Origin of the sequence: Maribacter sp. 2-571, assembly GCF_050589625.1 — a bacterium.
Lineage (GTDB): Bacteria > Bacteroidota > Bacteroidia > Flavobacteriales > Flavobacteriaceae > Pelagihabitans.
This window is the reverse complement of the sequence record NZ_JBNGOP010000065.1, coordinates 1-1,529: the sequence shown is the minus strand read 5'-3', so window position 1 is coordinate 1,529 and position 1,529 is coordinate 1. Positions and strand designations below refer to the sequence as shown.

Below are 1,529 nucleotides of genomic sequence, written 5' to 3'. Positions count from 1 at the left end.
GATACCCCCGCACCGCCGATGCACAGCTCCCCCACAACGCCCCGAGGCAACAGACCGCCATGCGCGTCCAATATGTAGATGCGCATATTGGCCATCGGGACCCCGATCGAAAAACTGTCCGTCATGGAAAAATCGTCCAGACTGTTGAATACATGGGTGCTACAGCCGACCGTAGCCTCCGTGGGACCGTACTCGTTCACAATCTCACTGGAGATGCCAAGCTCCCCGAAGACCGATAAATGGCCCGGTAGCAGCGTCTCGCCGCCCAGAACGTAACGGTCCGACAATACCCCCGGCAAGGACGATTCAAGCACAGGGCCCAACAACTCCATATGAGAGGGCGTCAACTTGATGAAATCGTAAGGGGCGTACTTCAATAGGTTCGCGTCGGTAAAGACATCAAGGCCCTCACGGCCACTGATCACTAAACGCTTCCCCGTGACCAAGGGCGTGAAAAGCTCCGTCAAAGAGGCATCGAAGGACATCGATAGGTGCATATAGCTCCCAGATGCCCGGTCCCCTATATAGGAACTGCCACTGTTATGGATATAGTTCGATAGCGAACCATGGGTGATCGGGACCCCCTTGGGCATTCCCGTACTGCCCGAGGTATAGATCACATAGGCCGATGAGGAAGGCGACAAGGCCGCCAAAGGCGAATCGGGCCCTCCAGTGCCCAATAACCCATCAAGCTCGATGTCTATCGTAAAGATCGGCAACGAATACTCCGTCACATCGAACAGGTGTTCCGAATCCGTCACGATAAGGCCAAGGCCCGTATCACCTATGATATACGATTTCCTGTCCGAGGGGTAGCCCGCATCGATCGGAACGTACACGCCGCCAGACTTAAGGATCCCCAAAATAGAGATAACGCTCCAATGGGAACGATCCTGGATAACCCCGATATAATCACCCTCGACCACATGGTAATGTTCCCGTAAATGAAGCGCCAAACGGTCCACACGCTCCCCGAGCTCCCCATAGCTCAGCTCGGTAACGCCGTACACAAGCGCAGGGGAATCGGGGGAACCGGAAACATGCCGGTCAAAGAGCTCCAGAACGTTCCACGTCGGGACATCGGTCAGAACCCTCGTGGAGAGCGATTCCAATAATTGTTGCTCCTCGGATACGCCCAACATCGAAAGCTCCGACAAACGGCTCTCAGGGGAGGCCACGATACTGCGCAACAGCTCCACATAATGCGACAGCATCCCCTCGATCGTTTCACGGCTGAAAAGGCTATTGCGGTATTCCAGGTCGATCGCGATATCCGATAGGTCCTCCACAACTACCATTTTTAGATCGAACTGCGCAGTAGTACCGCCACCGGACTCGTAAGGGGATACCAAAAGGTCCTCCATCTCGGTAGGGGCCATCTCGGAACCGGAAGCCTCGGCCTCCGAATTCTGTAACGAGAACAAGACCTGGAACAAGGGGTTCACACCCGCCTCCCGTGTCTTGACCACCCGTTCGACCACCTTCTCGAAGGGCGCCAACTGGTGGTCGTACGCGCCAAGGGTCGTCTC

Annotated in this window: 1 protein-coding gene; it reads right to left on the bottom strand. The window is 55.7% G+C overall.

Features of this window, described 5'->3' with window-relative positions:
• The coding region (locus ACRD7P_RS20875; protein WP_430909738.1) for an AMP-binding protein at positions 1-1,529 on the bottom strand (1,529 nt) is incomplete at both ends.